The sequence below is a fragment of the Nonomuraea sp. NPDC049624 genome (assembly GCF_040675255.1).
Lineage (GTDB): Bacteria > Actinomycetota > Actinomycetes > Streptosporangiales > Streptosporangiaceae > Nonomuraea.
Genome location: NZ_JBFAOR010000012.1, coordinates 64,181 through 88,688, shown reverse-complemented (window position 1 = coordinate 88,688; position 24,508 = coordinate 64,181). Strand labels below are relative to the sequence as shown.

The following is a 24,508-nucleotide window of genomic DNA, read 5'->3' as shown; positions in this document are numbered from 1 at the left end:
TCGGCAAGGGCTTCTCGGCCGCAGTGCTGTCGTAGAACCGGGTCACGATCTCCGATGCGTTGACGGGGTCAGTGAGGAATCGGCAGTGAACTGCGGGACACAGCGCACTCGCCGCGCACCGTCCTGACCCTGTACTCCTGGCAAGGGGTGTTCGTCGGGTACGGCTGCGCCTACTCGCTACCTTCGACCGGGGGGTGTTCCACCACGAACGTGCCCGACCCCGACCATGCCTCCGCCCAGCCATCGGCCTTCAACGCTTTGAGTGCCTTCTGCGCCGTGCTGTTGGTGACGCCATACGTCTGCATGATCGCGTGAATACCAGGGACGCGGTCGCCGGGAGCCAGCTCCCCGCGCTTTATCTGCCCCTGGATGTCCTCGTAGATCTGGGGCCACAGCGGCTTACGGCGGTCAAGATCAGCCATCTGGCCACCGTAGGCAGCTACGGCTCTGGGCCATAGTGACGGCTAGCCGCCCATTCCCTAGCTATGGGCAGCTAGCTGCAGCTACTATGAAGTTGTGGACGAGGAGTACCGAGAGGAGCCCTCGGTGAGGGCGTCGTTGCCGGTGTGCCCGGTTGGTCGAGCGAGACGCGACGAGCTATCGCAGCGCCGCCGAGACCAGGGCGGCCGAGCGGAGTTGTTCGACCCCAGACTGCACCCTTCCTTCAGGCGCTTCTACGTCTGGCGCGACGTTTTCGGCCTTTGGCACGCGAAACCGATGCCCAAGTTGACCGCAATTGAACGCGCCCGTCGTATCCCACCTGAATTGACAGCCGACTCGTTAATCTCGCTAGCAATTCTGTGCATTTGGCATCGAAACCGTCGTGCAACCGCCGAACATTTCTGATCGGAAGTGTACCGATGGATGGGAATGGCGAAGTAGCCAAATACGCGGCGATCAGGCGTGTGGCAGCGATTTCTTGGAAGCCTTGCCAGGATTCATCGGAGCGACATGAGCTCAATTCTGTTTTGTGCTGCGACATTTATATCTGGGCATCTGAAAATGATGTCTACATCGTCATGCGGCGCACAGAGGACGGCCTTGAGGAAGCGGTCAGAGGTTCGTGGGAAACGGCTCGCCCGGTATGGGATCTCCTCATGCAGGCACATGAGCAACGGCATGCGATAGTTCATGAATACAGCATTCGTGCGCGGCCCGCTGCCGAGAAGTCCGGCTGGATTCCATACCAGCGGAAAGACCCCGTCCGAATCAGCGAGACATCCTGCTGCGGGGTTTATGAATGGGCATCGCAAGGTGGAGTCTTCTTTGTTCTTCAGCGCACCGGCGATGGGTACCTAGAAACAGCTAGAGGGCGATACAGGTTTGCGCGTCAAGAATGGATACGGCTTCTGGACGAACATTGCGAGACGCATCGGAAGGTACCTTCGCAGACCAAGCGCAGGAGAGGAGGCAAGTCGAGTGTCGAGCAAACGACCGTCTCGGATTGATTCCAGTAACAGTGAAGAGCCTGGTCTGCTGAGGGATCTTGATGGACTCGAACTGCTCAAGCGCGTATACGATTGGGTTAGCGCAGACCTGCAAAGAATGACTGATCTAGATGCGGCATATGAAATCGCCACCCGCCTGGCTGATGGCATGCGAAGACTTGCCGATGATGCGGCACTTGCTCGCGCTAAGTCCGCTGCCAAGATATCTGACGCCGAGAATCTCTCTCGAAAAATGCTGGCGAATAGACTGGGGATTTCGAAGGCGCGTGCTGATCAATTAATCCGGTCTGCCCGTAACAGTGCTTCGCCTTAGCAGCCATGTCGACGTTCCTTGGCCTGCCCCGCATGGGCCAAGGAGTTCATTAGCCAGTGATTTCATACATCAGCAATGAGATCGATGGGCAAGTTCAGATAATCGTCCACCACCCGTGCCCGCAGCCTTGTTCCGCCTTGGCTATTTACCTCGTCGGGCAGCTTGGCAGCGACGAAAGCATCGCACCATACTTCGAAATCCCTGCGGCGCTTGTCTGCGTCTCCTATGTCACAGATTGCAGTTAGAGGGGCTTCTGATGGGCTGCCTGCAATAATCCAGGTGATGACTGGAAGCCCTTCGTTCGCGGTGCGCGTGAGAAAGCCTCGAAGAGCCTCCGCAATCTGTTGCTGCACATGCAACTGGTCTATTTCGGCTTTCCTTGCCCCTTCTCGTTCGCGCATCAAATGCCCCGCTCTAATCGATCTTTCATCTCATTGCGCATATGTCCCTCTTGCTAACGGGCTTCCTGTCCTTCCGGAAGAGTGATCGGCTCTTGTCCGTGCTCGTGGTCGTACATGCCGGCTAGAGCAGGACGAAAAGCCGCTAGATGATCTGGCCATCTACCGCAGAGGGCGGTACGTGCGGCGGAGTCTGTTTGTAGTAGGAATTGCAGGTGCCGCAAGCCGTGCATAAGTACATCGATGTACCGGGGGATTGGTGCGTCCGTGGCCTCGACGGGAATCGGCTTTCCGACCGCATCGGGGAGCGCCGGACTGATTGGGGCGGCGTGCTCCCAATTGTCGCGCACGAAAGCGCCGCACCCGATGACGGCTACGTAGGTGAGAATGACTGCGGTTCCATCCGCGCGCCAGGATGTCGAGTGGAGGAGCTTCACACCACCTTCCACGTCATTTTTCACCAGGAGATCGGTGACGGCGCTATGTGGGTCGCTGTCCTGCTGTACCGCGCCGGAGCGCCAGGCATCGGTACCACTGATGAGCCACAGGCCAACATCGTCGGCCGAAACGGGCCAGACCTCAACGATTACCTCCGTCGGCTTGCTCATCCCTAGCCTTCCTCCGTTGCCTTCCCTCGTCGCTCGCCGGCATCTTTGGCGGTCTTCATGAGCTGAGCTGCGCGCGCTTTCGATACCCCGATGCGATCAGCCAAGCCAGCCAACGACATCTGCTCATGGTCAAAAATGCGGGCCGCTGAGAGGGCTCGCTGATCCCCTGAGGCTTCAACAAGCCGTCTCATGGTTTCGACCAGCTCGGTCGCGCCCGCGTACGCCTGACTGGGGTCAGGCTCTGCGTTGATCACTGCAAGCGCGGCATCGAAGGCGTGTTCGAGAGATGCAAGCGCGGTCTGAACCGGCTCGCTCACGTCTTCCTTTGCCATGTGGGCAGCGTACGCGCTCCGTTCAGAGGGGGCTATCCCGCAACGCGTACAGCCCCCCCTTGACGCCCGTGTAGGGGGTCCTGTACGGTCTCTCGTGTAGGGCCCCCTATACGGGCGTTTTCCAGGGGGAACGGCTGATTTGGCCAACGATGAGGGATTGGAGTGATCAACGGTGGTCGATTTCGAAGATGCGCAACGCTCCCGTTTGGTCACAGCTATCCGCATCGTGGCCGAGTTGATGGACAACTACGCGGATGGCCTGGCCTCCACAGTGCTGGCCGCCACGGTCTGGCTGATGGTGATCATCTCGCTTCACGCCGTGGCGGACGTCCTGGAGAACTGTCCAGTCGCGTCAGCGTCCAAAGCTCAAGTGTCAGATATCTGAGAGGAGAGCCGTTATGGCTCTGCAAGGCCCCATCCCCGTCACCTTCGCCATGGTCTTCCCGCACGGCTGCTACATCGTCGGCGAAGTCGAGCCCGTCAAGGACTTCGACGCCTCGTCCAACGGCCGGTTCGTGCAGGCCCGCGACAAGCAGACCGCTGAGTTGGTCTGGCAGGTCGCGGTCATGGACGGTGACCCGACCCTCAAGCCTGCCCAGAAGACGGTCGCGGTCAAGATCCTCGCGCCGGTTCAGCCGGTGCCTCCGCAACCTATGCCGGGGTTGCCGTTCACGCCGGTCGAGTTCGACGGCATGTCCGTCACGCCGTACGTCAACGGCAACGGCCGTCTCGCGTACTCGATCAAGGTCCGCGAGATGCACGCACCTCGCCATCTCAACCAGCCCGCCCAGAGCAAGGCTTCGGCCGGAAAGGAAGCCGCCTGATGACCCGACGCCGCACCCCGCGCAACAGCGTGATCCGGCTGACCACCGGGCACGCCGCCCGCACCCTCAACCACCCGTTCACCCGCCGTGAGCCCGTCCTGGCGCTCGACTTCGGCGCCACCTCCGTCCTGGTCACCACCAACGGTCCCGTGACCGTGGAGGACCTGGAGTTCGCCCGCCAGCTCGCCCACGCGGCCCACCGCTTCGCCCGCTCCGTCGAGCGCAGCTTCTACGGCCTGCCCGACGGCAAGGGGGTCGCGGCATGAATCTCCGCCCGTACACCTACGTCACGTTGTCCTTGGAACCGGAGTCCACGCCGCACGTCGGCGTCTCCTTCCACACGCACGGCCTCAAGGTTCGCGCTGGCCTCCTACTCAGTAGGCCGCGCCCGTACCTGGAGTTCTCCTCCACCGAGGCGAACGTGCACATCTCCACCACCGGGGCCGGGCCGGTCACCGACGCCGACCTGAACATCGCCCGCGAGATCTTCCACGCCGCTGCCCGCTACCTGGCCGACTGCGAGCAGTTGCACGCCGAACAGGCCGACAAGGACGCCACCGACCCGGCGTCCTGACACGAAGGCGGGGCCGCTGGAAGCGGCAACTTCCGGCGGCCCCTCGGTTCTCCCCTGACTCCACATCACGAGAGGTTCCCAGCTTATGTTCAAGCGGCTGCCTGGCGACGAGGCGCGTAACCTCGTCTCCACCACGCCCGACACGGCCGTCGTCTTCCGACCGGCCGTCGTCAAGACACCCGCCATCATCACCTTCCTCATCTACGGCTGGCGTTTCCTGTCCGCCCTCATCCGCACAACCTGGCGGCACCCGGTCGCCGTCGCCCTCCCCGTCGCACTCGGTGCCGTCTGCTACTTCTATGGCTGGCCGGCTGCGGCATCCATCCTCGGCTTCGTCGTCCTGGCCCTGCTCGCCTGGGCCTACAGCGCTCGCGACTCCTTCGCCCACCTCGTCGGCTTCCGACTGCTGGCCTGGTGGCGGCTCATGTCGGTCTACCGCCGTCACTGGCAAGCCGTCATGGAGGTCTCCGGGCTGGCCAAGCGCATCAGCGGCCGGGCCTACATGCCACGCCTGGTGAAGGTCCAGTGCGACGGCTGGGCCGACCGCATCACCGTGCGCATGCTCGACGGGCAGGCCGTCAAGGACTGGACCGACCGCACCGACAACCTGGCCCAAGGCTTCGGCGCCCTCTCCTGCCGTGTCGCCCTCGTCAAGGGCGGCCGACTGATGCTGACCTTCCCACGCAGCGATCCACTCGCCGACCCCATCCCGGCTCTCCCGGTCCCGGACGAGCCATCGGTGGGGCCAGTCGAGATCGGCAAGCAGGAGGACGGCCGGCCCCTGCGGCTCAAAGTGCACGGCACCCATGTCCTGATCGCGGGCGCGACCGGGGCGGGTAAGGGCTCGTTCCTGTGGGACACCGTCCGGGGCCTGCTTCCCGCCATGCGCGCTGGGCTGGCGGAGGTCTGGGCGCTGGACCCGAAGCTGATGGAGCTGTCGTTCGGGCGGGAGCTGTTCCAAGGCCGCTACGCCTGCGATCCGGCCGACTGCGCCGACCTGCTGGACGAGGTCGTCAGCGTCATGCAGAAGCGGGCGGCCCGCTTCGCTGGCCTCCAGCGCTCCCACACCCCGACCGTCGAGGACCCGTTCGTCCTGGTGCTCGTCGACGAAGTCGCGTTCCTGACCGCCTACCAGCCCGACAAGCAACTGCGGCAACGCATCTCCGCCGCTCTGGCCACCCTCGCAACTCAAGGCCGCTCGGTCGGCGTCGGTGTCATGGCGGCGCTCCAAGACCCACGCAAGGAAGTCATGAACATCCGCAACCTGTTCCCCGACAAGATCGCCCTCCGTCTGGACGAGTCCGAACAGGTGGACATGGTCCTCGGCGACGGCGCACGCGACCGGGGAGCCCTCGCCGACCACATCTCACCCATCCCCGAACAAGGGGCCGGCGTCGCGTACATGCGGCTGGAGGCCTCGCCCGAACCGATACGTGTCCGGGCCGCCTACGTCTCCGACGACGACATCCGCCAGATGGTCGCCCTGTTCACCGAGCGAGAGGAGGCTGCATGACCAACCCGCACGACCGCGCGCTACCCCGGGCGATCCGGATGGCGATGCCACTGGCCCGGGACGTCATGGAAGAGGTCGCCAAGCTCCATGGCGTGTGCATCCGCCCCGTCCCGCTCAAGCGGCTCGACACTCACTCCGGCAAGTGGGAGCTCATCGACGTTCCGTGCGGTGCCACGCTGGAGGCCAAGTGCCCGCCGTGCGCCAAGCGCAACCGGCAGCTTCGCATAGCTCAGTGCCGCGAGGGGTGGCACCTCGACCACGAACCCGCCATCACAGCCGACGAGCCGTCAGACGATCAACGGTGGCTTGTCGAGTTCCGCGCCGATCTCCAGGCACGGCGTGAGGAGGCTGAACAGCTCGGCGAGGACACCGCCGACTGGGACGCCGCCATCGCCGGTGTGGACGAGGAGATCAACGCCGCCGGGATGCGGGGCAGCGTTCTCGGCCGGACCGCCCCGAAGCGCACCCGCTCGACCCGGCGACGGCAGGACGCGCCGGACCTGCCCAAGCGCAAGATGGCCGACACCACTCTTGGCCGCACCTTCGCCGCCCCGGACGGCAAGGTGTTCCGGCCCTCGCTGTTCGTCACGCTCACCTTGCCCTCGTACGGCAAGGTCCGCGACGGGGTGCCGGTCGATCCCGACAGCTACGACTACGCGGGGGCCGCTCGGGACGCGTTGCACTTCTCCAAGCTGGTGGACCGGTTCGTGCAGAACCTGCGCCGGGTCGCGGGCTATGACGTGCAGTACTTCGGCACGGTCGAACCACAGCAGCGGCTCGCCCCGCACCTGCACATCGCGATCCGCGGGACGCTGCCCCGTGCCGAACTGAAGCAGATCATCGCCGCGACGTACCACCAGGTGTGGTGGCCACCGGCCGACGAAGTCCGCTTCGACGGCGATCACCTGCCCATCTGGCAGGAGGGGGCCGGCTACCTCGACCCCGACACGGGTGAGGTGCTGCCCACCTGGGACCAGGCGCTCGACCAGCTCGACGCCGATGAGGACGCCGAGCCCCTGCACGTGGTCCGCTTCGGGCAGCAGCACAACATCCAAAGCGTTTTGGCGGGCACACCAGCCGCGGGGAAGTGGCTGGGCTATCTCACCAAGTACCTGACCAAGAGCCTGGCCGACCCCCTCGGGGCCACTGCCGACAACCCGGCCCGGCGCGAGCACGCCGCCCGCCTCATCGAGGCCCTGCGCACCGAACCCTGCTCACCCACCTGCGCCAACTGGCTGCGCTACGGCATCCAACCCAAAGGCGCCAAACCCGGAATGGCTCCGGGCCGCTGCCACGGCAAGGCCCACAAGCCCGACCACCTCGGCTACGCGGGCCGCCGCGTCCTGGTCTCCCGCAAGTGGTCGAACAAGACCCTCGCCGAGCACAAGCAGGACCGCCGCACCTGGGTCCTGGAAGCCCTCGGCCAGGCCGACGAGACACCCGACCCACACCGCTACGTCTGGCGCCCTGTCCCGGCCGGAGACGCCAACGTGGCACCGCTGGCCGTCCGGCTCCTGCGAACCGTCCGCGAACGGCAACGCTGGCGTGCGCACATGGCCGAACTCCAGGCCAGAGCAGACGGACAAGATCTTTCGGCAACTGAAGGGAGGGCAGCATGACGAAGCTTCTGATCACGCCCGCCGAAGCCGCAGCGGTTCTCGGGATAGGCCGGACCAAGATCTACGAACTCATGGCGGCCGGACTCCTTCCCTCGGTGAAGATCGGCCGTGCTCGTCGCGTCCCCTTCGCCGCCCTGACCGCATTCGTTGCCGCCATCACAGAGGAGCACGCAGCATGACCAAGCGTCGGCGTTCGCAAGGTGAGGGCTCGGTGTTCCAGCGCAAGGACGGTCGCTGGCAAGGGGCCATCGACCTCGGCTGGCTCGACGGCAAGCGGAACCGTAAGACGGTCTACGGCACGACGGAGCGCGAAGTCCTCGAAAAGCTTGCGGCTCTGCGGGACGCCCAGCGCAAGGGACAGAACCTCGCGGCCCGGCCTCGGAGCTTCGCCGAATGGCTGGACGAGTGGATCGAGATGAAGACCCGCCAGGGCACCCGTCCTCTGACGCTCCGCGGCTACCGGCAGCTCATCGCCGACCACGTCACGCCCGTCCTCGGCAAGAAGAAGCTCGACAAGCTCTCACCAACCGACGTGCGTCGGCTCGTCGAGGCCAAGGCCGACTCGGGGCTGAAGGCGGCCACGGTCAAGCAGATTCACGGACTGATCAGGAACGCGCTCGCCGATGCGGAGCGGGAGGAGTTGGTGCATCGCAACGTGGCCAAGCTGGTCAAGCCTCCATCCGTCCGACGAGAGGAGGCACGGGTCCTGACGATCGAGGAGGCCAAGAAGCTGCTGAACGCGATCAAGGACGACCGGCTCCAAGCGTTCTGGATCTGCGCCCTCACGCTCGGTCTGCGGCGCGGCGAACTGCTCGGCCTCCGCTGGGCCGACATCGATTTCGGCAATGGGCACCTCACCGTCCGGCAGACCCTCCAGCGGGCGGATGGAAGCCTTCAACTCGTCGATCCCAAGACCGATCGCTCCCGACGGACCGTTCCAGTTCCCGAGCCCACCCTTGCCGCGCTCCGGATGCACAGGCGCGCCCAGGCCGCCGAGCAACTGGCGGCGGGGGAGCGGTGGAAGGATCACGGGCTCGTGTTCTCCACGTCCATCGGCACCCCGCTGGAGCCGGGAAACCTCAGTACCCGGTGGCGCAGGGCAAGGGCGAAGGCCGGCCTCGACTGGCTACGGCTCCACGATCTTCGGCACGCCTGCGCGTCGTACCTCCTGGCATGCGGCGCCTCGCCTCGGACGGTCATGAAGACGCTGGGCCACAGCCAGATCGCCCTGACCATGAACACCTACGCTCATGTGCTCCCCGACATCGAACGGGCGGCGGTCGACGCGGTCGCCAAGCAGCTCTTCGGATGACCGAGGGCCGGGCTCCCATCAGTGGGAATCCGGCCCTCTTGGCTGTAAAAGCTGGCTGTACGACCTCGTCAAGCAAGATCGAGCAGAGATGTTCGAGCTGGTAGGGCGCCCGGGGCTCGAACCCGGAACCTACGGATTAAAAGTCCGCAGCTCTGCCAATTGAGCTAACGCCCCTCGCACGAGCAAGGGTACAGAGATTACCGCCCCGCCCGCGACGCCTCCATCACCGGTAAGCGGGCAACCCCGTCAGGGCCTCCCCCAGCACCAGCGTGTGAATCTCCTGGGTCCCCTCGTACGTCAGCACAGACTCCAGATTGTTCATGTGCCTGATCACAGGGTACTCCAGGGTGATCCCGTTTCCCCCCAGGACGGAACGGGCCTGCCGGGCGATGTCCAGGGCGGCCCGTACGTTGGCCAGCTTGCCGAAGCTGATCTGCCGGGGCTCCAGGCGTCCCTCGTCCTTCAGTGCGCCCAGGTGCAGGGCCGTGAGCTGGGCCTGGGCGGCGCCGACGTACATCCAGGCCAGTTTCTCCTGGGTGAGCTGGAACGCGCCGATCGGCTTGTCGAACTGGACGCGGGTCTTGGCGTAGTCGACCGCCGACTCCAGGCAGGCGCGGGCGGCCCCGACGACCCCCCACAGGATGCCGAAGCGGGCCTCTGACAGGCACGACAGCGGGCCCTTGAGGCCGGTGACGCCGGGCAGCACGGCGGAGGCGGGCAGACGGACGTCGTCGAAGTACAGGGACGAGGTGACCGAGGCCCTGAGTGACAGCTTCTTGTGGATCTCAGGGGCGGAGAACCCCGGCGTGGAGGTGGGGACGACGAAGCCGCGGACGCCCTCGTCCGTCTGCGCCCACACCACGGCGACGTCGGCGATCGAGCCGTTGGTGATCCACATCTTGGAGCCGTTGAGCACCCAGTCGGAGCCGTCCCGCTTGGCGTACGTGCGCATGTTGGCGGGGTCGGAGCCGTGGTCGGGCTCGGTCAGGCCGAAGCAGCCGATCGCCGTGCCGGCCGCCATGCGCGGGAGCCATTCCTCCTTCTGCTCCTCGGAGCCGTACCGCCAGATGGGGAACATCGCCAGCGAGCCCTGCACCGACACGAACGAGCGCAGGCCCGAGTCGCCCGCCTCCAGCTCGCGGCAGGCCACGCCGTAGGAGGTGGCGTCGGTGCCGGCGCACCCGTACCCCTCCAGGTGCATGCCCAGCAGGCCGAGCGAGCCGAGCTCCGGCGCGAGCTCGCGCGCCGGGAAGACGGCCTCCTCGAACCAGTCGCCCACGTGCGGAAGGACGCGGTCGGAGACGAATGACCTGACCGTGTCGCGGATCAGCCGCTGGTCGCCGTTGAGGCGGTCGTCGAGGCGCAGCAGATCGTCCATGGCGGGTCCTCTCCTCGCGTAAGGGGTTACCAGGGTTCTACCAGGGACAATCCTGATGTGCTAACACCGGCCCCAGGGGCAGTCTTGAGACATGAACGAATACAGCGAGCACAACGTCAAGAAGCTCCGTCGCACCAACAAGGGCCGGATGATCGCGGGCGTCTGCTCGGGCATCGGTGAGTACGTCGGCATCGACGCGAACCTGATCAGGGTCGGTCTCGCCATCGCCACCCTGTTCGGCGGGGCCGGCGTCGGCCTGTACGCGATCGGCTGGCTCCTGCTGCCGGACGAGGAGCGGGACACCTCGATCGTCCAGGACCTGATCAGCAAGCAGCAGCAGCAGCGCAACGCCGCCGACTGGACCGGCGAGCACAAGCCGCAGCAGTGATCAGGCCGGCGCCTGGGCGGGCAGCTCCTGGGCATCACGGTCGTCCCGGGACTCGGTCCACAGCAGGGCGAGCACGGCCGCCGCGATCACTCCGGTGATGCCGGAGAGCGCGACCACCAGCTCAGGACCGAGTCTCTCCGCCGCGAACCCGCCGACCAGGATCCCGATCCCCTGCACGGCCATCAACCCCGACTGCACCAGCCCGAACGCCTGGCCGCGCCGCTCCGGCGGCACGTTCTGGACGAAGGCCGCGTTCGCCGCGAGCTGGTACGCCCCACCGATCCCCGACAGAACCCACGCGGCCAGCACCACCGCGAGCGGCGGCCGGAGCGCCGTCACGGCCAGGGGCGCGCAGCTCAGCATGGCCATCCACCCCATCAGCCGCAGCCGCCGCGCCGGCGTCACGAACCTGCTGAACAGGAACGCGCCCACCACCGTGCCCGTCGGCATCGCGGCCATCAGCAGACCGGTGATCACGGGCACCGGCAACGACCCCGTGGCGAGTTCGGCGGCATAGGGCGCGGCGATGCCCTCGGGAAGAATGTAGAAGCCGCACAACCACGCGAACAGCACGAGCGTCCGCAACCTGCGCGAGCCGAAGACGAGCCGGGCTCCCGCCCTGGTCATCGCCCACATGGACGGCTTCGCGCCGTCCTGGCGGGCGGCCGGCCGCGGGCGCACCCCGGAGACCAGGATCAGGGCCGAGGCGAGGAACGTGGCCGCGTCGAGCGCGAGCGCCCGGTAGGGGCCCAGGGTGGCGATCATCGCTCCGCCCGCGGCGAAACCCAGCATCTGTACGGCCTGGTTCGTCATGTTCTGCAACGCCGAGCCGACGACGTACCGGTCGCCTTCGAGCACCTCGGGCAGCAGCGCCGCGCGCGCCGCCGAGAACGGGGCGCTGAGCAGCACCACGAAGAACACCAGCACGCACAACGCCCAGAACGGCATCACCGGCAGCGCCATCACGCCGACCAGCACCGCCCGGACGACGTCGCAGGTCATCATGACGCCCCGGCGCGCGAACCGGTCGGCCAGCCCTGCCAGCAGCGGCCCCCCGACTATCGACGGAAGGTACGTCAGCGCGTAGACGGCCGCGGTGGCCAGGGGCGACCCGGTGCGGGAGTAGACGAGGACGGCGAGCGCGACCTGGGCGAGCTGGTCACCGAGGAGGGAGAGGCCCTGGCCGTACCAGAGTGCCCGGAACTCCCGGATGGCGATGACTTCGCCGTAGGTGGCCTGGTCTGTCTCGGCACGGCGATGCCGTCCCGGCGGCCTACCTGCCTGCATGGCCCCCATTGGACTCCGCTGCGCCTGACTCACCGTGTTCGCTATGTGACCTAAGGTGCCCGATCATGAGGCAAGGCGCAACCCAAAGAAGTCAACGGGCTGCAAAGGGTCACCAGCCCAGTTCGTGAAGTCTGTCATCACTGATCCCGAAATGGTGTCCCACCTCATGGACAACGGTGATGCGCACCTCGTTAACGACTTCCTCTTCTGTCTTGCATATCTGACATATGGGATTGCGGTAGATCTCGATCCGGTCGGGCAGGACACCTGAGTACCAGTCGCCGCGCTCCGTGAGGGGGACACCGGTGTACAGGCCGAGCAGGTGGGGCTCTGGCGGATCATCGACGACCGTGACGACGACGTTGCTCATGACGCGGGTGAGCTCGGCGGGGATCGTGTCCAAAGCCTCGGCCACGAGTTCCTCGAACTTCTCCCGCGAAACGTCGATCACGCATGCCATTCTGCCCTGTCGGTCAGGTATGCAAGAAACTGTATGAAGTTCGTTGACAGGTCGAAAGCAGTCATTCGGTCACGTGCAACGAGGGCCGTGGCGGTGGTCCTGGTGGCCGCCGCCGGCGCCTGGCTGGGCATCTTCCTGAGCGGCACCGTGCACGCCCAGGTCGGCCCGGTCGAGACGGGCATGTCGCTCAGACCCGCCTGGAACGGCGAGACGGTCGTCGACGCCAGCCCTCTCGGCACACTGACCTTCCGAACCCACGACGCCCCGCTCAGGCTCCGCATCACCCTGGAGAACATCGACCAGGAGCGCGCCAAGGCGCTCATCGAGGACCCCAAACTCGCCGACCGCCTGCCCGGCCTCATCGAGAGCGACCTCCTGGACGGCGTGCGCGCCCTGGCGGTCCGCAGCATGCTCTGTGCCGGGGCGGGGGCCCTGATCGCCGTCCTGATGGTCTACAGACGCCCCAGGACGGCTCTGGTGGGGCTTCTGGCGGCCTCGGTGGGTCTGGCGGCCACCGGGGCGCTGGCCGCCCTCACGTTCCGTCCCAGCTCGCTCGTGGAGCCGCGCTACTCCGGTCTGGTCGCCGCGGCGCCGTCGCTGGTGGGCAGCGCGGAGTCGATCGTGACGAAGTTCGAGTCGTACCGGTCGCAGCTCACCAAGCTCGTCACGAACGTCTCGAAGCTGTACGACACCGTCTCGACCCTGCCGCTCTACGACGCCGACCCCAACTCCATCCGGGTCCTGCACGTCTCGGACATCCACATCAACCCCATCGCCTGGAACGTCATCCGCTCGCTCAAGGACCAGTTCGCCGTCGACATGATCATCGACACCGGCGACATCTCGGACCACGGGACCAAACCGGAGAACAAGTTCGTCGACGAGATCAGCCGCCTCGGCGTGCCGTACGTGTACGTACGCGGCAACCACGACTCGATGATCACCCAGCGGGCGGTCGAGAGGCAGAAGAACGCCGTGGTCCTGGACGACAGGGTGGAGAAGGTCGCCGGCCTGCGCATCTACGGCCTGGGCGACCCCCGGTTCACCCCCGACAAATCGGTGGCCGTCGACTCCGACCCGGACGCCCTCCAGCAATTCGCCCGCTCTCACCGGCCCAAGGTGGACGGGGCGGACCTGGTGGCCGTCCACGACCCCGTCGTCGGCCGCGGTTTCAGCGGGGCCACGCCCATGATCCTGGCCGGTCACACGCATGACCGTTCGACGTCCATGCTGCCGTCCGGCTCCCGCATGCTCGTCCAGGGCTCGACCGGCGGCGCCGGCCTGCGGGCGCTCGAACACGCCCAGCCCACGCCCGTACAGGCCTCGGTCCTGTACTTCGACCGGGAGACACGCCGCCTGCGTGCCTGGGACGACATCACGCTGGGCGGCCTGGGGGAGCAGTCGGTGTACATCCAGCGTCACGTGGAGGCCGACCCACAACGTATGATTTCTCCGGAGCCAACGAACGCCCCGTCTCCAACGGGAACGGTCACTGGCACCGCGTCACCGACCGCCGGTCAGCCACTTTGGCATCAAGGGCAATCGTCCCCTATGCTTCAGAGGTCTCCGACGGAAGGCGACAGGGAATCCTGAGCCCCCATCGTCTAGCGGCCTAGGACACCGCCCTTTCAAGGCGGCGGCACGGGTTCGAATCCCGTTGGGGGCACTTGCGAGTGTTTGGCGCACCGCGAACCGGCTGGTCGAAAGGCCACCGGAGAGCTGGTAAGCTAAGCAAGCGCAAACAGAAAGAAACGCAAGAAAAGCAAGGTCCTGTAGAGCAGTTTGGAGTGCTCGCCACCCTGTCAAGGTGGAGGTCGCGGGTTCAAGTCCCGTCAGGACCGCTCTGGGTCAGGTAGCTCAGTTGGTACGAGCGTCCGCCTGAAAAGCGGAAGGTCGGCAGTTCGACCCTGCCCCTGACCACCAGCTTTGAACAGCAAAAAAGCCTCGAACGAATCATCGTTCGGGGCTTTTTGTTTTTCTCGGACAGCAACAGTGACAGCAACGTCATGGATGCATGCGCGAGGATCAAGTCCGTGGATATCAGTCAGCCGAAGTTCCTGCGGATCGATGGAGAAGGGCTCGTACTCGGCGGTTACGTGACTGCCTGGAGTGGGCCAGTCGGTACCGCCTGAAGAATTCTCTCTGGCTGGAGGGGCTTCGGATCCGGCCGCTTTCGACGCCGTTCAGACGATCTTCGCGGAGCGCGATGCGAGTGTCCTGCTGAGGTGAGCGTGAGCCTCACGCAGGGCAGATCCCAGGATCCGTGCGAGGGACCCGGCTCACGAGGCGGGCGACGCTCCGGCTGGATGATCTACGGATCGCTCACCACTGCGCTTCCGGGGCTGGGGTCGTCGTGCGGGGCGGGTCAGGGGTGGAAGAGGGTGTTGAGTTCGGTGAAGTCCAGGGAGTCGGTCAGGGTCTCGAAGGTGCCGGTGGTGAGGAGTTCTTCGGCGGCTCTGCGGGCGGCGGTGTAGGCGGTCTGGGCGAGCGCGGTGCCCAGGCTGATCCGGCGTACGCCGGCCTCGGTGAGCTCGGCGATGGTGGGGCCGCCGGCGACGGCCATCGCGTTGACCGGCAGGGGGGACTCGGCGCACAGGGTGGCCAGCGCGTCGAGGTCGAGGAGGCCGGGGACGAAGATGCCGTCGGCGCCGGCCTCGGCGTACGCCGCCGTGCGCTTGAGCACTTCGTCCAGGCGGCCGGCGGAGGGGCCGACGGCGAAGAGGAAGACGTCGGTGCGGGCGTTGACGAAGAGCCCGGGGAGGCCCGCCGCGGCCGCCGCCTCGCGGGCCGCGTGCAGTCTGGCGGTCTGGTCGGCGAGGTCGAACAGCGGGCCGCCGACGGCCTGGGAGTCCTCCAGGTTGACGCCCACCGCGCCGGCTCCGGCCACGGCTCGGACGGTGTGCGCGACGTCCTCGGGGGCGGGGCCGTAGCCGCCCTCGATGTCGACCGTCACGGGGAGGTCGACGGTGTTCACGATGCGCCGGGCGGCGTGCAGCGTCTCGTCGCGGGTGAGGTGCTGGCCGTCGCCGCGGCCGAGGGACCAGGAGACGCCGCCGCTGGTCGTGGCGATGGCCGTGGCGCCGGCTGCGGCGATCACGGCGGCGCTGGCGGCGTCCCAGGCGTTGGGGAGGATCAGTACGGAGCCGGCGTTCAGCTTTCTGAACAGATCAGCCTTTTTCGTCGTCGTCGCATCGGTGGAGGGGAGGTTGTCCACAGACATGTGCGTGACCGCCTTCGGGGTGTTCGGAGTCCGGCACCATGGCTCGGTGGGTGCCTGGTCCGGGATGTTGCCGGGCGGCGAGGTAGGCGTCCATTGATTAAGCTCTGACCGAATCGTGGACGCACGGGAGGCGGCATGAAGGCGCGGCTGGCCTTTTCGGTGAACGACCTGGCCGAGACCCGGTTCGCCGTCTCGGCCATGTGGGAGGTCGTCACGAGTTGCCGGGCGCTGGCCGCGGCCACGTTGCCCGATCCTCATCGTGGCTGGGCCGAGCAGGTGCGTCCCCGGATCGCGGCGGCGGGGCTCGATCGCGGCTGGCTGGCCGACATGGTGGCGCCCGTCGGCCATTTCCCGGACTTCCTCAATCCGACCACGGCGTCCCACGAGCTGCCCGACGAACTGGCGGCCATCGAGGCCACCGATCCCGAGCAGGTACGGCGCGACCTCGACCTGGTGTCCGCCGAGCGGGACGGCCGGTTGCCGCCCCGGCTGCGGAACCTGCACCGCGACCCCCGGGCGTACCTGCCCAAGGTCGTCGCGGAGATCGAGACCTACTGGCAGCTCGCGATCGCGCCCTACTGGGCGCGCATCCGGTCGGTGCTGGACGCGGACGTCTTCCACCGGGGCCGCCAGGTGGCCGAGCACGGCACCGCGCGCACGCTCGACCAGCTCCACCACACCGTGCGCTGGGACAGCGGCGGCCTCCAGCTGGCACAGCGGCACTGCGCGATCACCAGGATCGAGACCGGTGCGGGGCTGCTGCTCGTGCCGTCGGTCTTCGCGTGGCCGCGGGTGCTGACGCGGTCCGTCGCGTCCGAGCCGCCTCAGCTCGCCTACCCGGCGCGTGGCATCGGCGCGTTGTGGGAGTCGCGGAGGCATGCGCCCATGGACGCGCTCGCCGCCGTGATCGGCCGGTCCCGGGCGTTGATCCTGGCCGAACTCGACTCGCCGGCCTCGACCACCGAGCTCGCCGAGCGGTCGGGGATGTCCGCGGCGGGGGTGTCGCAGCACCTCACCGCGCTGCGGGCCGCCGGGCTGACCAGCACTCACCGGGCGGGCCGCACGGTGTTCTACGCCCGCACGAGCCTCGCGGACGCCCTGCTCACGGCTCAGGTGTGAAACGGCGCTGATCTTTTTTGTCTCGATCATCCTGACTATTGTGATCCCCATTGTGCGGGGGAAGGCGGGCGATGGACGAGGGTGGGGCCGAGGCGTTCCTCGGCAGCCGGTACGTGCTGCTCGACGAGATCGGCGCCGGGGCGATGGGGACCGTCTGGCGGGCACGCCACCGGGAGACCGGCGAGATCGTGGCGGTCAAGCTGTTGCGCAGCAACCTCGCCGGCGACCAGGACCTGGTGCTGCGGTTCGTGCAGGAACGCAATGTGCTGCGCACCCTCCGTCATCCCCACATCGTCACGATGCGCGACTTCGTCATCGAGGGGGAGCGGCTCGCGCTCGTGATGGACCTCGTCGAGGGCGGCGATCTGCGCGGCCTGCTCCAGCAGCACGGCACGCTGCCGCCGGCCATGGCAGCCGAGCTCATGGCCCAGGTCGCCGAGGCGCTGGCGGCGGCGCACGCGACGGGCGTCGTCCACCGGGACGTCAAGCCGGGGAACGTCCTGATCGACGGGCCCTCGGGGCAGGTGCGGCTGACGGACTTCGGGGTCGCCCGGATCGTCCTCGGGCCGGGGCTGACGCAGACCACCTCGATCATCGGCACGCCCACGTACCTGTCGCCCGAGGTGGCCGACGGCGGCGCCCCCACGCCGGCGGTGGACGTCTATGCGGCCGGGCTGATCCTCTACGAGCTGCTGGCCGGGCGTCCGCCGTTCGTGGGCGAGCATCCGATGGCCCTGCTCCGGCAGCACGCGATGGCCATGCCGCGGCGGTTGCCCGGGATGCCCGACGCCCTGTGGTCGTTGATCGCGGCCTGCACGGCGAAGGATCCCGCGGCGCGTCCGGCGGCCGGGCAGGTGGCGGTGGCGCTGCGGGAGGCGGCGCCGGCGGTGGCGGGGCTGGCAGCCTTGCCGCGGGTCGGCAGGGCCGAGGCCCCGTCCGCGACGTCAGAGCCGCTCCCGGGGCCGCCGGTGCCGGGGACGGTGCCTGGACAGCTCGCGGGGCCGGTGCCGGGGTCGGTGGCTGGGCCGCTCGTGGGGCCGGCGCCTGGGGCGGTGGGTGGGCCGCTCGTGGGGCCGGCGCCTGGGTCGTCGCCGGCCGGCGCCGCTGGGCCAGGCGGTGAGCCTGTTCGGGCTGCTGCTCCGCCCTTTGGGGATGGCCCAGGGGCCGGGGCGGTCTCGGGCGTCGCCGGCGGGGACGGCACGGTTCCGTCCGCGGGGCGGGGCGCGGCTCAGGTCGGCATGGTTCCGTCCGCCGGGCGGGGTGCCGCCGCGCAGGCGGGTACGGCGTCCGGGCGGCCGTCCGGACGGTCCCGCCGGCGGCTGGTCGTCATCGCGAGCACCACGACGGCGGTGGCGCTGACCGCGGTGGCCGTGGCCGCCATGGCCCCATGGCGGACGCCGGGTGCGGGGGCCGCGAACGACGCGTCCGGGCTGTCGGTGTCCAAGGCGGCCGAGGTGGCCGGCACGGCGACGCCTGCCGAGTCCGGGACGGAGAAGCAGACGCCTGTCCCGTCGGAGGCGGACGAGGAGACGTCCGGCACCGAGAACGAACCGCTCGAGTCGTCGGCCAGGAAGACGCCGAAGGAGCCGGTCCGCACGCCGGGCGCGACCGTCCAGGAACGCACGCCGGGCGCGACGACGGACCCCACGGCGAACCGTACCGCCGACCCTCGCCGGACGCCGACCGGCAGGAAGACGGAGGCCCCGCACACCGTGGACCCCGGGACGGACGGTGACGGCGCCCCGCCGCGCAGCTCCCAGCCGAACTGGAGATGCCGCTCGTGGATCACCGCGGGCGACGGTTCCGGCGTGGAGATGTCGCCCTGCATGGCCATGGTGGGCGACGTCTTCTACCTGATGGGACGCATCCGGGGCGCGAGCTCGGTCCGCTCGGACGTGCACGTCCAGCTCTACGACACCGACGCGGACCGCAACGTCTCCCAGCCCTTCACCTGCTCCGGGGTGTCCCCGCGGAACGACGGCGAGGTGGCCACCTGCGGGCCGTTCACCACCACGGCGCCGGCCGTCCACGCCAAGCACGACGTGCGGCAGCGCTGGCGCCGGACGGGGACGGCGGCGTTCGGCGGCGGCGCGGAGAGCCCCTGGGTGTTGTGGTGAGGACCCGCACGCCGGGGCGCGGGAGGCGGGTCACTGCCGGGTGGTGCAGACGGTTCCGTTGAGGGTGAAGACGGTGGGCAGGAGGTTCGGGCCGGCGTAGTTGCCGACGAACCCGATCGTGGTCGAGGCGCCCGTGGCCAGGGAGGCGTTGCCGGGCTCGCTGACGGCCCTGACGTTCGAGCCCGTCTGGGTCCAGGTGGCGCTCCAGCCGCTGCCGAGGCTCTGCCAGGGCCTCGGCCAGGTGAAGCTCAGGGTCCAGCCGTTGACCGGGGCGCCGTTGTTGGAGATCTCGACGGCGCCGACGTAGCCGCTGGCCCAGTCGGTCTGGTCGGTGAATCGCACGGCGCAGGAGCTGGTCGCCGGGGTGCCGGTGGTGAAGGTCACGGGCGGTGAGGCCCAGGAGACGCCGCCGCCGCTGTCGCGGGCGATCACGTTGACCGTGTAGGTGGTGCCGGGCTTGAGGTTGCCCACCGTGTAGGAGGTGCCGGCGGTCTCGCCGAGCTGCTCGCTGACGGCGCCGTTCTGGCGGTGGAGCTCGTACTTGACGATCGGGCGGGCGCCGGGGGCGGCGGCGGGCCAGGAGAGGGTGGCGGCCCGGTCGGTGACGTTCGAGGCCGTCGGACGGCCGGGCGCGCCGGGAAGGCCGGCCTGAGGCGCGGCGGGACGCACGACGACGGTGGTCAGCGACAGCGGCGGCAGCGTCTGGCTGGTGGCGGTGCCGGTGGTCGCGGTGGTGATGGCGTCGGCGCCGTTGACGTGGGTCAGCACGGTGGGCGCGCCCGCGGCCGGCGTGAAGCCCGCGTAGTCCACGGCGACCGGGTACGACGTGTCCGGCGAGGCGTTGATCAGCATGACCGCCAGGTCGCCGTTCGGCCGCCGGACGGCGTGCGCGCTGACCTTCGGCTGGTCGGTCGCCGCCGTGACGAACTGGTCGCCGGCCCGGGCGAACACGCTGACCATCCGCAACGCGTGGTACGGCGCGAACGGCGTGTTCAGTGGCGGCTCGCAGACCCCGGAGGAGTTGCAGACCCCGCTGGACAGCAGGCCGAAGTCGCCGTAGTCGGTGTGCCCCTCGACCTCGGTGACGTTGCCGATGCCGTTGTGCACGTTCCACCAGTCGACGGTGAACACGCCGTTCGCCAGCAGGCTCGCGTAGGCGTCGGCGGCGGCCAGGGCGCCGGGCTGGGTGTTGGTGCCGTTGCTGCTGGAGCCGGTGTTGAACTCGGTCATCGCGATGCCGATCCGGTCCGAGCCGGGCCCGGCGTACGCGGCGAGCTGCTGCCGGGTGAGCCGGATCATGTCGGGCACCTGACCGGCCCTGTCCAGGGCGCCGGGGTACCAGTGCAGGATCACGAAGTCGATCTTCGGCCCGGCGAGGGACAGGACGACCTTGTTCCAGCTCCCGTCGTCGCCCTCGGCGGTGATGGCGTCGGGCCAGTTCGCGGGGGTGGTCAGCACCGCGCCGATCTTGATCGTCGGGTCGGCCGCCTTCATGGCGTCGGCGTAGGCGACGACGTGGCGGGCGTACTCGGCCGGGCTCTTGTCGGCGTGGTCGTCGGCCTCCCAGGCGCTGCCGTAGTGGCCGTTGCCGTAGTTCTCGTTGCCGATCTCCCAGTACTTGACGCCGTAGCCCTTGGTGACGTTGGCGTGCCGGACCCAGGCGGCGGCCTCCTCGGCGGTGCCGGTGCCGTAGTTGGCGGTCACCATGGCCTGCGCGCCGGTACGCCGTGCGCCGCGCATGAAGGTGTCGAAGTCGGTGTTCGGGGCGACGTACCCGCCGGGGGCGGTGTGGTCGGCCCAGTGGTAGATGTCGGAGTAGGAGCCGCCGGGGTAGCGCAGCAGCTTGACGCCGGCGTCCTTGAGGAGGTCGGCGGTCTGGTCGGTGCCCAGGTTCGCGTCCCAGATCGCATGGTTGGAACCGATGCCGGTCTCGGGGGCGGTGGCCAGGGCGGCGCGGGCGTTGACGGTCACCGTGACGGGGGTGACGTCGTCGGCGCGCGCCGGGGGAGCGATCAGCGTGGTGAGGGTCAGGAGGGCCGCGGTCGCGGCCCTGGGCAGGATCTTGCCAGGCATCGGGGTACCTCGCCGTGGGTAGCGGTATGGCTCGACGCCCCCTCCTGACCAGGAGGCAAGCATGATCATGCGACGTGGGGTCCGGCACGTCAATCGGCGCTGAAACTTTCACCGCGGTCAGGCGGGCTGCGAGCGGGTCACGGCCGGTCAGGCGGGCTTGAGCAGGCCCCGGTCGTAGGCCGCCGCGACGGCCGCCGCCCGGTCCTTGACCTCCAGCTTGGCGAACACGTGCAGCAGGTGGGTCTTCACGGTGGCCTCCGTGACGAACAACTTCCTGGCCACCTCCCGGTTGGTCGCGCCGCGGGCGACGAGGCCGAGCACTTCGAGCTCCCGCGGGCTCAGCGCGCGCTGCTCCGGAGGGTGTGCGTGCCGCGTCAGCGCCCCGGCCACGGCCGGCGACAGCACGCTCTCGCCGCGGGCCGCGGCCAGCACGGCCCGGCGCAGCTCGGCGCGGGGCGTGTCCTTGAGCAGGTAGCCGGTGGCGCCCTGCTCGATCGCGGGCACCACGTCGGCGTCGTCGCCGAAGGTGGTCAGCACGAGCACGTGCGTGCCGGGGCACTGCTCGCGCAGCCGGCGGATGAGCTCGGCGCCGCTCGGCCCGGGCATGCGCAGGTCGAGGAGCACGACGTCGGGAGCGGTGCGCAGGGCCACCGCGAGCGCCTCGGCGCCGTCGGCCGCCTCGCCGACCACCTCGAAGCCGTCGGTCTCGAAGATGCCGCGCAGCCCGTCGCGGACCACGGGGTGGTCGTCGACGACGATCAGGCGTACCGGCATGGCTCACGTTCCCGGGTCGGCGGGGATGGCCGGAACGGTAGCGGAGATCCCGGTGCCCTGGCCAGGGGCGCTCTCGACGGCGAGGCTGCCGGCCAGGCGGGTGACCCGCTGCCGCATCGCCACCAGCCCGAACCCGCCGCCTGAGCCGCCGCCGGAGCCCGGGGTGAAGCCGGACCCGTCGTCGCGGACGTCGAGCGCCACCACGTCCTCCATGTACGACAGCGTGATCCCCACCCGGGTGGCCCGCGCGTGCCTGCCCACGTTGGCCAGCGCCTCCTGGGCCACCCGCAGCAACGTGCTCTCCACCTCGGTGTGCAGCGGCCGGGCCGCGCCCGTGACCGACACCGTGACCGGCACTTCGCAGGCCCGGGACCAGGCCGCCGCCACGTCCGACAGGGCGGTCCCGAGCTGCGCCGCCGTCGCCAGCGGCGCCGGGCGCAGCGCCTGGACCGAGCGGCGGGCCTCGGTCAGGCTCTCCCTGGCCAGCTCCCGTACGGTCGCCAGCCGCGCGCGCACCGCGGGCATCGCTCCGGCGGCCCCGTCGGCGGCCCCGTCAGCGGCCCAGTCAGCGGCTTCGTCGGCGGCCTCCAACTGGGTGAGGATGCCGGTCAGCCCTTGGGCCACGGTGTCGTGGATCTCCCTGGCCAGCCGTTGCCGCTCGGCCAGCACGCCCGCCTCGCGGGCCTGGACCAGGAGCCGGGCCTGCAGGTCGGCGTTCTCCTCGGCGAGCGCGGCAAGCCTGGCGCTCTTCTCCTTCAGCTGCGCGTTCTGCTCGGCGACGGTCTGGAAGACCAGCCCGGTCATGGACGCGACCAGCACCCCGACCACGAAGGAGGCCAGCAGCTCGACCGGGCTGCGACCGGCCGGCGGACGGGCGGCGACCAGCGTCCCGACCGTCAGCGCGACCCCGGCGTACGCCCACAACCCCGGCAGCAGCGCGAAGCACTGGACGAACATCCCCACCCCGGTCACGGTGAAGACCGGGTCGATCCGCACCAACGCCGCGACCACCGCCAGCAGCACCACGAAGTACCCGGCCACCACCCACGCCCGCGCGGCCAGGCCGGGACGGCGAGCCACCACGAACCAGTGCCAGGCCGCCGCGAACAGCGCCAGGGCCAGCACCTCGACCCGCCACGTCCGCAGCAGCGAGAACAACGCGGGCAGCAGCACCAGCAGGTACGGCAGGGCCGCGGTGACCCGCTCCCACCGGCTCACCACCGCAGGGCCTTCACCGCGAGGCCGCCCGCGACGGCGCCGACCGCCACCATGATCCCGAGGGCGAGCGGCGGGAGCGCGCCGGCCGACCAGCCGTCGCGGATGGCCTGGACGGCGGGCGCCATGGGGGTCAGGTCCCCGATCGCCCGCATCGACCCCGACATGGTCTCGCGCGGGATCACCGCGCCGGACAGGAACACCATCGGGAAGAACAGGGCGAGCCCGATCACCGTCGCCGCCCGCCCGCTGGGGGCCAGCGCGCCCAGGAGCAGCCCGACCGCGCCGAGGCTGAGCGCGCCGAGCAACCAGGCCAGCAGCACGCCGGGCAGGCTCGCGGGCGCGCTCAGCCCGTAGCCGGCCACCCCCAGGACGACCAGCAGCACGCTGCCGAGCACCGCCAGCAGCATGTGCGCGGCCCACTGGGCGCCGCACAGCATGAACGGCGTCGCGGGGGTGGCCCGCAGCCGCCTGAGCACCCGGCGCTCCCGGTACTGGGCCAGCGTGGCCGGCAGGACGACCAGCGCGGCCAGCCCCACGACGAAGACCGTCAGCATCGGCACGGTGGCGTCGACCAGGCGCTCGCCACCGGGCAGCGGCCGGTCGCCGCCGCGCAGCTTGACCCAGAGCATGACCAGCGGGAAGCCCAGCGCGAAGTACGCCGACATCGGGTCGCGCAACCCCAGCCTGAGCTCGACGGCGACGACCCTCGTGAAGCCCTTCATGCCCCGGCCCTCCCGGTCAGCGTGAAGTAGGCGTCCTCCAGGGAGGCGGCCCGCGCCCGGCCGATCAGCTCGCGCGGGCTGCCCTCGGCCACGACCCGGCCGCGGTCGACGACGGCGATCCGGTCGCACAGCGCCTCGGCCTCGTCCATGAAGTGGGTGACCAGGACGACGGTGAGCCCGCGGTCGCGCATGGCCCGGATCAGCCCCCAGGTGGTGCGGCGGGCGTCGGGGTCGAGGCCGGTGGTCAGCTCGTCGAGCAGGACCAGCTCGGGGTCGCCGACCAGGGCCAGCGCGATGAACAGGCGCTGCTTCCAGCCGCCGGACAGGCCGCCGAAGCGGGCGTCCTTCCTGTCGGTGAGGCCCCATTCGTCCATGATGGCCCGCCAGTCGGCCGGGTGGTCGTACAGGGAGGCGTGGAGGCGCAGGGCCTCGCCGACCTTGATGCCGTCGGGGAGCGCGGCCTCCTGCAACTGGGCGCCGACGCGCTGGAGCAGCGCGCGCCGGTCGCTCTGCGGGTCCAGGCCCAGCACGCGTACGCTGCCGCCGTCGGGACGCCGCAGCCCGGACACGCACTCCACGACCGTCGTCTTCCCGGCGCCGTTGGGCCCGGCGAGCCCGAAGATCTCGCCGCGTTCCACGGTCAGGGAGAGGCCGTCGAGGGCCCGGGTGTGCCGGTAGCTCTTGCGCAGGTCGTCGATCTCGATGACTGTCATGATCCGAGCATCACGCGGGAGCGGCGGGCCCGCCCGACCCCGCTAGGGGGTGGGGGGGGCCGCCGCCCGGGGGCGGGACGTCGGCAGGGGGAGGGTCG

The 24,508-nt window shown here is 69.1% G+C and carries 26 protein-coding genes and 4 tRNA genes; 16 read left to right on the top strand and 14 right to left on the bottom strand.

The window, feature by feature from the left end:
* Positions 1–170: 170 nt before the first annotated feature.
* Positions 171–422, bottom strand: coding sequence for a winged helix-turn-helix domain-containing protein (locus AB0J76_RS40205; protein ID WP_352324524.1), 252 nt, complete (start codon positions 420–422; stop codon positions 171–173).
* Positions 423–1,419: 997 nt separating this feature from the next.
* Between AB0J76_RS40205 and AB0J76_RS40200 the strand changes: the two genes are divergently transcribed.
* The gene (locus AB0J76_RS40200; protein WP_364392723.1) at positions 1,420–1,761 is read left to right on the top strand and encodes a hypothetical protein; all 342 of its coding nucleotides are present in this window, start codon (positions 1,420–1,422) and stop codon (positions 1,759–1,761) included.
* 62 nt (positions 1,762–1,823) lie between these two features.
* Here AB0J76_RS40200 and AB0J76_RS40195 read toward each other — a convergent pair whose 3' ends face one another.
* From AB0J76_RS40195 to AB0J76_RS40185, 3 genes are read right to left on the bottom strand one after another with little or no spacing between them, the layout of a single operon-like run.
* Entirely contained in the window at positions 1,824–2,162 is a 339-nt protein-coding gene (locus AB0J76_RS40195) for a hypothetical protein (protein WP_352324523.1), read from the bottom strand.
* A gap of 53 nt (positions 2,163–2,215) precedes the next feature.
* Positions 2,216–2,767, bottom strand: coding sequence for a hypothetical protein (locus AB0J76_RS40190; RefSeq protein WP_352324522.1), 552 nt, complete (start codon positions 2,765–2,767; stop codon positions 2,216–2,218).
* Positions 2,768–2,769: 2 nt separating this feature from the next.
* Positions 2,770–3,099, bottom strand: coding sequence for a hypothetical protein (locus tag AB0J76_RS40185; RefSeq protein WP_352324521.1), 330 nt, complete (start codon positions 3,097–3,099; stop codon positions 2,770–2,772).
* Between the two features lie 172 nt (positions 3,100–3,271).
* Between AB0J76_RS40185 and AB0J76_RS40180 the strand changes: the two genes are divergently transcribed.
* From AB0J76_RS40180 to AB0J76_RS40145, 8 genes are all read left to right on the top strand, one after another.
* The gene (locus AB0J76_RS40180) at positions 3,272–3,484 is read left to right on the top strand and encodes a hypothetical protein (RefSeq protein ID WP_352324520.1); all 213 of its coding nucleotides are present in this window, start codon (positions 3,272–3,274) and stop codon (positions 3,482–3,484) included.
* A gap of 13 nt (positions 3,485–3,497) precedes the next feature.
* Positions 3,498–3,923: a plasmid replication, integration and excision activator gene (locus AB0J76_RS40175; protein WP_352324519.1), complete on the top strand. Its 426-nt coding sequence runs from the start codon at positions 3,498–3,500 to the stop codon at positions 3,921–3,923.
* A complete protein-coding gene (locus AB0J76_RS40170; RefSeq protein ID WP_352324518.1) occupies positions 3,923–4,189 on the top strand; it encodes a hypothetical protein in 267 nt (88 codons plus the stop codon). The genes AB0J76_RS40175 and AB0J76_RS40170 overlap by 1 nt, the downstream gene beginning before the upstream one ends.
* On the top strand, positions 4,186–4,497 hold the full coding sequence (locus AB0J76_RS40165) for a hypothetical protein (RefSeq protein ID WP_352324517.1): 312 nt from the start codon (positions 4,186–4,188) through the stop codon (positions 4,495–4,497). The genes AB0J76_RS40170 and AB0J76_RS40165 overlap by 4 nt, the downstream gene beginning before the upstream one ends.
* Positions 4,498–4,582: 85 nt before the next feature.
* Positions 4,583–6,010, top strand: coding sequence for an FtsK/SpoIIIE domain-containing protein (locus tag AB0J76_RS40160; RefSeq protein WP_352324515.1), 1,428 nt, complete (start codon positions 4,583–4,585; stop codon positions 6,008–6,010).
* The gene (locus AB0J76_RS40155; protein WP_352324514.1) at positions 6,007–7,629 is read left to right on the top strand and encodes a replication initiator; all 1,623 of its coding nucleotides are present in this window, start codon (positions 6,007–6,009) and stop codon (positions 7,627–7,629) included. Before AB0J76_RS40160 ends, AB0J76_RS40155 begins: the two co-directional genes overlap by 4 nt.
* Positions 7,626–7,808: a helix-turn-helix domain-containing protein gene (locus tag AB0J76_RS40150; RefSeq protein ID WP_352324513.1), complete on the top strand. Its 183-nt coding sequence runs from the start codon at positions 7,626–7,628 to the stop codon at positions 7,806–7,808. The genes AB0J76_RS40155 and AB0J76_RS40150 overlap by 4 nt, the downstream gene beginning before the upstream one ends.
* A complete protein-coding gene (locus AB0J76_RS40145) occupies positions 7,805–8,941 on the top strand; it encodes a tyrosine-type recombinase/integrase (protein ID WP_352324512.1) in 1,137 nt (378 codons plus the stop codon). The genes AB0J76_RS40150 and AB0J76_RS40145 overlap by 4 nt, the downstream gene beginning before the upstream one ends.
* A gap of 98 nt (positions 8,942–9,039) precedes the next feature.
* Here the strand turns inward: AB0J76_RS40145 and AB0J76_RS40140 are convergent.
* A tRNA-Lys gene (locus tag AB0J76_RS40140) sits at positions 9,040–9,115 on the bottom strand.
* 49 nt (positions 9,116–9,164) lie between these two features.
* A complete protein-coding gene (locus AB0J76_RS40135) occupies positions 9,165–10,319 on the bottom strand; it encodes an acyl-CoA dehydrogenase family protein (protein WP_352324511.1) in 1,155 nt (384 codons plus the stop codon).
* Positions 10,320–10,410: 91 nt separating this feature from the next.
* Here AB0J76_RS40135 and AB0J76_RS40130 point away from each other — a divergent pair, with 91 nt between their 5' ends.
* The gene (locus AB0J76_RS40130; RefSeq protein WP_352324510.1) at positions 10,411–10,707 is read left to right on the top strand and encodes a PspC domain-containing protein; all 297 of its coding nucleotides are present in this window, start codon (positions 10,411–10,413) and stop codon (positions 10,705–10,707) included.
* Here AB0J76_RS40130 and AB0J76_RS40125 read toward each other — a convergent pair whose 3' ends face one another.
* Positions 10,708–11,994, bottom strand: coding sequence for an MFS transporter (locus AB0J76_RS40125; RefSeq protein WP_352324509.1), 1,287 nt, complete (start codon positions 11,992–11,994; stop codon positions 10,708–10,710).
* 109 nt (positions 11,995–12,103) lie between these two features.
* Positions 12,104–12,445 (bottom strand): metallopeptidase family protein, encoded by a 342-nt coding sequence (locus AB0J76_RS40120; protein ID WP_352324507.1) that lies wholly within the window; start codon positions 12,443–12,445, stop codon positions 12,104–12,106.
* 96 nt (positions 12,446–12,541) lie between these two features.
* On the opposite strand from AB0J76_RS40120, the gene AB0J76_RS40115 reads away from it, so the two are divergent.
* The 4 genes from AB0J76_RS40115 to AB0J76_RS40100 all read left to right on the top strand — a co-directional run bounded on the left by AB0J76_RS40115 (position 12,542) and on the right by AB0J76_RS40100 (position 14,377).
* A complete protein-coding gene (locus AB0J76_RS40115) occupies positions 12,542–14,047 on the top strand; it encodes a metallophosphoesterase (RefSeq protein ID WP_352324506.1) in 1,506 nt (501 codons plus the stop codon).
* A tRNA-Glu gene (locus tag AB0J76_RS40110) sits at positions 14,048–14,120 on the top strand. It begins immediately after the preceding gene.
* Positions 14,121–14,220: 100 nt separating this feature from the next.
* Positions 14,221–14,295, top strand: a tRNA-Asp gene (locus AB0J76_RS40105).
* A gap of 5 nt (positions 14,296–14,300) precedes the next feature.
* A tRNA-Phe gene (locus AB0J76_RS40100) sits at positions 14,301–14,377 on the top strand.
* Between the two features lie 442 nt (positions 14,378–14,819).
* Here the strand turns inward: AB0J76_RS40100 and AB0J76_RS40095 are convergent.
* Positions 14,820–15,674, bottom strand: a complete 855-nt coding sequence (locus AB0J76_RS40095) for an isocitrate lyase/phosphoenolpyruvate mutase family protein (protein ID WP_352324505.1) — start codon at positions 15,672–15,674, stop codon at positions 14,820–14,822.
* Positions 15,675–15,809: 135 nt separating this feature from the next.
* Here AB0J76_RS40095 and AB0J76_RS40090 point away from each other — a divergent pair, with 135 nt between their 5' ends.
* Positions 15,810–16,793, top strand: coding sequence for a DUF5937 family protein (locus AB0J76_RS40090; protein WP_352324504.1), 984 nt, complete (start codon positions 15,810–15,812; stop codon positions 16,791–16,793).
* 71 nt (positions 16,794–16,864) lie between these two features.
* On the top strand, positions 16,865–18,910 hold the full coding sequence (locus AB0J76_RS40085; RefSeq protein ID WP_352324503.1) for a protein kinase: 2,046 nt from the start codon (positions 16,865–16,867) through the stop codon (positions 18,908–18,910).
* 30 nt (positions 18,911–18,940) lie between these two features.
* On the opposite strand, the gene AB0J76_RS40080 is transcribed toward AB0J76_RS40085, so the two are convergent.
* The 5 genes from AB0J76_RS40080 to AB0J76_RS40060 all read right to left on the bottom strand — a co-directional run bounded on the left by AB0J76_RS40080 (position 18,941) and on the right by AB0J76_RS40060 (position 24,410).
* Positions 18,941–20,983, bottom strand: coding sequence for a cellulose binding domain-containing protein (locus tag AB0J76_RS40080; protein WP_352324502.1), 2,043 nt, complete (start codon positions 20,981–20,983; stop codon positions 18,941–18,943).
* 147 nt (positions 20,984–21,130) lie between these two features.
* The gene (locus tag AB0J76_RS40075; RefSeq protein WP_352324501.1) at positions 21,131–21,757 is read right to left on the bottom strand and encodes a response regulator transcription factor; all 627 of its coding nucleotides are present in this window, start codon (positions 21,755–21,757) and stop codon (positions 21,131–21,133) included.
* A 3-nt stretch (positions 21,758–21,760) separates the two neighbouring features.
* Entirely contained in the window at positions 21,761–22,975 is a 1,215-nt protein-coding gene (locus AB0J76_RS40070) for a sensor histidine kinase (protein WP_352324500.1), read from the bottom strand.
* Positions 22,972–23,697 carry an ABC transporter permease gene (locus AB0J76_RS40065; protein ID WP_352324498.1) on the bottom strand — a complete coding sequence of 242 codons (726 nt, stop codon included), beginning with the start codon at positions 23,695–23,697 and terminating at the stop codon, positions 22,972–22,974. The genes AB0J76_RS40070 and AB0J76_RS40065 overlap by 4 nt, the downstream gene beginning before the upstream one ends.
* Positions 23,694–24,410: an ABC transporter ATP-binding protein gene (locus AB0J76_RS40060; RefSeq protein WP_352324497.1), complete on the bottom strand. Its 717-nt coding sequence runs from the start codon at positions 24,408–24,410 to the stop codon at positions 23,694–23,696. Before AB0J76_RS40060 ends, AB0J76_RS40065 begins: the two co-directional genes overlap by 4 nt.
* Between the last annotated feature and the right edge of the window lie 98 nt (positions 24,411–24,508).

What these genes read in the sequence shown, in the direction of transcription:
- AB0J76_RS40205 (WP_352324524.1), bottom strand. Translation starts at nt 422, where the DNA reads ATGGCTGATCTTGACCGCCGTAAGCCGCTGTGGCCCCAGATCTACGAG.
- AB0J76_RS40195 (WP_352324523.1), bottom strand. Translation starts at nt 2,162, where the DNA reads ATGCGCGAACGAGAAGGGGCAAGGAAAGCCGAAATAGACCAGTTGCAT.
- AB0J76_RS40190 (WP_352324522.1), bottom strand. Translation starts at nt 2,767, where the DNA reads ATGAGCAAGCCGACGGAGGTAATCGTTGAGGTCTGGCCCGTTTCGGCC.
- AB0J76_RS40185 (WP_352324521.1), bottom strand. Translation starts at nt 3,099, where the DNA reads ATGGCAAAGGAAGACGTGAGCGAGCCGGTTCAGACCGCGCTTGCATCT.
- AB0J76_RS40175 (WP_352324519.1), top strand. Translation starts at nt 3,498, where the DNA reads ATGGCTCTGCAAGGCCCCATCCCCGTCACCTTCGCCATGGTCTTCCCG.
- AB0J76_RS40170 (WP_352324518.1), top strand. Translation starts at nt 3,923, where the DNA reads ATGACCCGACGCCGCACCCCGCGCAACAGCGTGATCCGGCTGACCACC.
- AB0J76_RS40165 (WP_352324517.1), top strand. Translation starts at nt 4,186, where the DNA reads ATGAATCTCCGCCCGTACACCTACGTCACGTTGTCCTTGGAACCGGAG.
- AB0J76_RS40160 (WP_352324515.1), top strand. Translation starts at nt 4,583, where the DNA reads ATGTTCAAGCGGCTGCCTGGCGACGAGGCGCGTAACCTCGTCTCCACC.
- AB0J76_RS40155 (WP_352324514.1), top strand. Translation starts at nt 6,007, where the DNA reads ATGACCAACCCGCACGACCGCGCGCTACCCCGGGCGATCCGGATGGCG.
- AB0J76_RS40150 (WP_352324513.1), top strand. Translation starts at nt 7,626, where the DNA reads ATGACGAAGCTTCTGATCACGCCCGCCGAAGCCGCAGCGGTTCTCGGG.
- AB0J76_RS40145 (WP_352324512.1), top strand. Translation starts at nt 7,805, where the DNA reads ATGACCAAGCGTCGGCGTTCGCAAGGTGAGGGCTCGGTGTTCCAGCGC.
- AB0J76_RS40135 (WP_352324511.1), bottom strand. Translation starts at nt 10,319, where the DNA reads ATGGACGATCTGCTGCGCCTCGACGACCGCCTCAACGGCGACCAGCGG.
- AB0J76_RS40130 (WP_352324510.1), top strand. Translation starts at nt 10,411, where the DNA reads ATGAACGAATACAGCGAGCACAACGTCAAGAAGCTCCGTCGCACCAAC.
- AB0J76_RS40125 (WP_352324509.1), bottom strand. Translation starts at nt 11,994, where the DNA reads ATGCAGGCAGGTAGGCCGCCGGGACGGCATCGCCGTGCCGAGACAGAC.
- AB0J76_RS40095 (WP_352324505.1), bottom strand. Translation starts at nt 15,674, where the DNA reads ATGTCTGTGGACAACCTCCCCTCCACCGATGCGACGACGACGAAAAAG.
- AB0J76_RS40090 (WP_352324504.1), top strand. Translation starts at nt 15,810, where the DNA reads ATGAAGGCGCGGCTGGCCTTTTCGGTGAACGACCTGGCCGAGACCCGG.
- AB0J76_RS40085 (WP_352324503.1), top strand. Translation starts at nt 16,865, where the DNA reads ATGGACGAGGGTGGGGCCGAGGCGTTCCTCGGCAGCCGGTACGTGCTG.
- AB0J76_RS40080 (WP_352324502.1), bottom strand. Translation starts at nt 20,983, where the DNA reads ATGCCTGGCAAGATCCTGCCCAGGGCCGCGACCGCGGCCCTCCTGACC.
- AB0J76_RS40075 (WP_352324501.1), bottom strand. Translation starts at nt 21,757, where the DNA reads ATGCCGGTACGCCTGATCGTCGTCGACGACCACCCCGTGGTCCGCGAC.
- AB0J76_RS40065 (WP_352324498.1), bottom strand. Translation starts at nt 23,697, where the DNA reads ATGAAGGGCTTCACGAGGGTCGTCGCCGTCGAGCTCAGGCTGGGGTTG.
- AB0J76_RS40060 (WP_352324497.1), bottom strand. Translation starts at nt 24,410, where the DNA reads ATGACAGTCATCGAGATCGACGACCTGCGCAAGAGCTACCGGCACACC.